This is a genomic window from Streptomyces sp. 150FB (assembly GCF_000818195.1).
Classification (GTDB): domain Bacteria; phylum Actinomycetota; class Actinomycetes; order Streptomycetales; family Streptomycetaceae; genus Streptomyces.
In genome coordinates, this window is sequence record NZ_JTHL01000001.1 from 7,863,425 (window position 1) to 7,867,651 (window position 4,227).

The 4,227-nt window shown below is 71.9% G+C and carries 4 protein-coding genes; all 4 read left to right on the forward strand.

The genetic code is table 11. The features are described from left to right. On the forward strand, window positions 1-1,153 hold a 1,153-nt coding region (locus QR77_RS33735), incomplete at its 5' end, for a protein phosphatase 2C domain-containing protein (protein ID WP_236710925.1). 86 nt (window positions 1,154-1,239) lie between these two features. Then, window positions 1,240-2,982, forward strand: a complete 1,743-nt coding sequence (locus QR77_RS33740; protein ID WP_040025829.1) for a pyruvate dehydrogenase — start codon at window positions 1,240-1,242, stop codon at window positions 2,980-2,982. A gap of 166 nt (window positions 2,983-3,148) precedes the next feature. Continuing rightward, entirely contained in the window at window positions 3,149-3,811 is a 663-nt protein-coding gene (locus tag QR77_RS33745) for a response regulator transcription factor (RefSeq protein ID WP_040025830.1), read from the forward strand. A 31-nt stretch (window positions 3,812-3,842) separates the two neighbouring features. Then, a partial coding sequence (locus QR77_RS47075) for a hypothetical protein (RefSeq protein ID WP_201778839.1) occupies window positions 3,843-4,227 on the forward strand: 385 nt, incomplete at its 3' end.

The following is a 4,227-nucleotide window of genomic DNA, read 5'->3' on the forward strand; positions in this document are numbered from 1 at the left end:
GGGGCCCGCGCCGGCCGCCGGAGCGCCCGGCGTACCCCCGTCCTCCGTCCCCGCCCCCGGCTCCGCCGACCCGTGGTCACACGAGAAACCGTCCCACGAGGAACCGTCCCGCGACGCCCCCGCCCCCGAAGAACCGATACCGACGGCCGGACCACCGGCCGACCAAGCCATACCCGCTCCCGCCTGGGTCGGCGACGGACCCCCCACCTACGATCCCGAACCGACCGCGCTGCCCGCCGCCCACCCCGACGCCCTCGAAGAACTCGTCGCCGACACCGTGCTCGACGGCGCCCGCTACGGCACGTACACACTGCGCGCCGCCTCCGTACGAGGGGACTCCCCGCGGTTCCGTGGCGAGCCGCGCCGGGACGCGCTGCTCACCGCCCGCTTCGGTACCGGAGCGGGCGCCCTCCTGCTGGTCGCGATCGCCACCGGCGCCCGCGCCGTCGGCGGTGCCCACCGGGCGGCGGCCGAAGCGTGCCACTGGACGGCCGTATCCGTCGGCCGCAGCCACAGCCGGCTCTCGGACGACATACGGGGCGACCGCCGCGGCGACCTCAAGTCCGGGCTGCACCGGCTCACGGACCGTACGTACGGCAAGCTCCGGTCCCGCGCCACCGCGCTCGGGGTCGAGCCCGGAGAGTACACAGCGAGCCTGCGCTGTCTACTGCTCTCCGCCGACCCCGGCTGCCGGACCCGGGTGTTCTTCGGTGTCGGCCCCGGTGGTCTCGTACGGCTGCGGGAGGGCGCCTGGGAGGACCTGGAGCCCCCGGACCTGGGCCCGGCGGCCGCCGTCACACGAGCGTCCGTCGCCGGCTCCGCCTCCGGACCCGCCGAGACCCCGCAGGGCGACCGGCTCACCATGGACTTCGGCATACCGACGCCACCGTCCCCGTACGTCGAGGCACAGGTCCCGCCGCCGCCCGAGCCGTTCCGCTTCCGGGCCTCCGTGGCCCAGCCGGGTGACACGCTCCTCCTGTGCGGCCCGGGCCTCGCCGACCCGCTGCGCGCCGAGCCGGCCCTCGCCGCGGAACTCGCCCGCCGCTGGAGTCCGCAGGAGCCGCCGGGCCTGGCGGAGTATCTGACCGATGTCCAGCTACGGGTCAAGGGGTACGCCGACGACCGCACGGCCGTCACGGTCTGGGAGGCGTAACCGCGCCCGCCGTGGGTTGATGGACCCGGAGCCCACGGAGAACACGGAGACCGCATCCGTGGAACACATCGGAAAGGCGCGCTTCCATGGCCAAGCAGAGCGTCGCGGAGCAATTCGTCGGAATCCTCGTCCGAGCGGGGGTCCAGCGGCTGTACGGAGTCGTCGGCGACAGTCTCAACCCTGTCGTCGACGCGATCCGCCGTACCCCCGCCATCGACTGGATCCAGGTCAGGCACGAGGAGACCGCCGCCTTCGCCGCGGGCGCCGAGGCGCAGGTCACCGGCAAGCTCGCCGCCTGCGCCGGGTCCTGCGGTCCCGGCAATCTGCACCTGATCAACGGCCTGTACGACGCGCACCGTTCGATGGCCCCCGTCCTCGCCCTCGCCTCGCACATCCCGTCGAGCGAGATCGGCCTCGGGTACTTCCAGGAGACCCACCCCGAGCAGTTGTTCCGCGAGTGCAGCCACTACAGCGAGATGATCTCCAACCCGAGGCAGATGCCACGGCTGCTCCAGACGGCGATCCAGCACGCGATCGGCCGGAGCGGTGTCAGTGTGGTCACCCTGCCCGGCGACATCGCGGCGGCGCCCGCCCCCGAGCGGGCGGTGGAGCACGCACTCGTGACGTCCCGGCCCTCCGTACGCCCCGGGGACACCGAGATCGACAAGCTGGCGCGCATGATCGACGAGGCCGAACGCGTCACTCTGTTCTGCGGGAGCGGTACGGCGGGCGCGCACGCCGAGGTGATGGAGTTCGCCGAGCGCATCAAGTCCCCGGTCGGGCACGCGCTGCGGGGCAAGGAGTGGATTCAGTACGACAACCCCTTCGACGTCGGGATGAGCGGTCTGCTCGGGTACGGCGCCGCCTACGAGGCGACCCACCAGTGTGATCTGCTGATCCTGCTCGGCACGGACTTTCCGTACAACGCGTTCCTTCCCGACGACGTCAAGATCGCCCAGGTCGATGTCAGGCCCGAGCATCTCGGCCGGCGCTCGAAGCTGGATCTCGCGGTCTGGGGCGACGTGCGCGAGACACTGACCTGTCTGACGCCACGGGTGAAGACGAAGACGGACCGCAGGTTCCTCGACAGGATGCTGAAGAAGCACGCCGACGCGCTGGAGGGCGTGATCAAGGCGTACACCCGCAAGGTCGAGAAACACCTCCCGATCCACCCCGAGTACGTGGCCTCCGTCCTCGACGAAGTCGCCTCCGACGACGCGGTGTTCACCGTGGACACCGGGATGTGCAACGTCTGGGCCGCCCGCTACCTCACGCCCAACGGGCGCCGTCGTGTGATCGGCTCCTTCAGCCACGGCTCGATGGCCAACGCACTGCCACAGGCCATCGGCGCGCAGTTCACCGACCGGAACCGGCAGGTCGTCTCGATGTCGGGCGACGGCGGATTCTCCATGCTGATGGGCGACTTCCTCACCCTGGTCCAGTACGACCTGCCGGTGAAGGTCGTCCTCTTCAACAACTCGGCTCTGGGCATGGTGGAGTTGGAGATGATGGTGGCGGGGCTGCCGTCGTACGGCACCACCAACCACAACCCGGACTTCGCCTCCATCGCACGGGCGGCCGGGGCCTACGGCGTCCGGGTCGAGAAGCCCAGGCAGCTCGAAAGCGCGCTCAAGGACGCCTTCAAGCACAAGGGCCCCGCCCTGGTGGACGTGGTCACCGATCCCAACGCGCTCTCCATCCCGCCGAAGATCAGTACGGACATGCTGACGGGCTTCGCGCTGTCCGCCAGCAAGATCGTGCTCGACGGGGGAGTGGGCCGCATGGTGCAGTTGGCCCGCTCCAACCTCCGCAACGTGCCACGGCCTTGAGGGTCTGAGGCCTTGAGGGCTTGACCGCGCCGCGTGACGCGTCCGGCGCCGTCAGCCGCGTACGAGCCTGTTGTACGTGTCCCAGGGACCCGCGGGCGCTCCGGCGGGAGCCCCGTCGCCCCCGTGCGAGGATGGCTCGACCGGTCGGTGTGAGGCGGGGAAGGGTGTGGGCGTGCGGGTGGTGGTGGCGGACGACCAGGCCGTGGTGCGTGCCGGACTGCGGACCGTGCTCGGCGCCGCGCCCGACATCGAGGTCGTCGGGGAGGCCGGGGACGGCGCGCGGGCCGCCGAACTGGCCGCGCGACTGCGCCCGGACGTGGTGCTGATGGACGTACGGATGCCGGGCACCGACGGCATCGAGGGCACCCGGCTGATCCGCGCGCTCGACGAGCCCGCGCGGGTGCTCATGGTCACCACGTTCGACCTGGACCGGCATGTCTACGACGCCTTGCGGGCAGGTGCGTCCGGCTTCGTACTCAAGGACGTCGAGCCGGAGGACCTGCATGTGGCGGTCCGCACCGTGCACGCCGGGCACGCGCTGTTCGCGCCGTCGGTGACCCGGCGGCTGGTCAGCTCGTTCGTACCGGCCGATCCGAAGCCCGACGCCGGGCCCGTGGGTCTGCTCACCAAGCGGGAACGCGAGGTGCTCGGCCTGATCGCGGGCGGCATGTCGAACGCCGAGATCGCCGGCCGGCTCGTCCTGGGCGAGACGACGGTGAAGACGCACGTCTCCCGGCTCCTCGGCAAGCTGGAGCTGCGTGACCGGGTTCAGCTCGTGATCTTCGCGTACGAGAACGGCCTGGTCGGTGGCGTCGGCACCGGCGGCTGAACAGGCCGCGCCCGCAACGCGATTGGCCCCGTTGCGATTGGCCCCGTCGGAACTGCCCGGGGCGGAGCTACCAGGGTCGGGCGCCGGGGACGCGGCGCTGGCCTCGGTGGTCCTGCTGCTCGCCCTGATCGAGGTGGTGACGGCGGTCGATCCTGGCCTGCCCGGGATCGCCGGACTGCTCGACGGCTCCGCCGCCGTCGTCGCGGGCGGACTGACCGCGTCGGCGCAGGCCGGGACGGTGTTGCTGCGGCGGCGCCGGCCACGGTGGGCGTACGCGGTGCTGGCGCTGGTCGGAGTGGCACAGTTCGTCGCGATCGGCGCGTTCCCGACGTACGCGTGGGGGGTGCTGGCATTCTCCGTCGCGCGGGCTTCGGGCCGAGCGGTCGGCGCGCTGGTCGGGCCGCCGCTGGCGGCGG